This is a genomic window from Pseudomonas sp. HY13-MNA-CIBAN-0226 (assembly GCF_040310305.1).
GTDB classification, from domain to species: domain Bacteria; phylum Pseudomonadota; class Gammaproteobacteria; order Pseudomonadales; family Pseudomonadaceae; genus Aquipseudomonas; species Aquipseudomonas gregormendelii.
On record NZ_JBEOPS010000180.1, the window covers coordinates 1 to 281 of the forward strand.

Genomic DNA, 281 nt, shown 5'->3' on the forward strand with positions numbered 1-281 from the left:
GCAGTTGCTTGCTCAGCTGTCGCTGCTGAACTTCAAGCTGTTCGGTGAGGGCGATTTTGAAAGCGTCGTTACTTATATCTTTTTCAATTCGTGCATAAACGTCGTTACGCACCTTGCTGGCGAAGTTGTCGATCAACGTTTCGCCGCAGGACTCCAGACGTTTTTTCAGCGCTCCAAAGCTGCTGATCAACTGACTCTTTGCGCTTTGCTCTTCTTGGGATAGTTTTTCCGACAGCGCATTCAGAGTCTGCTGCACACCTGAGAGCGTATGGGTGGTGTGG

General features: G+C 50.2%; 1 protein-coding gene. It reads right to left on the reverse strand.

Translation table 11 applies throughout. The features are described from left to right. The coding region (locus AAEZ05_RS28310) for a hypothetical protein (protein ID WP_350649885.1) at nucleotides 1-281 on the reverse strand (281 nt) is incomplete at both ends.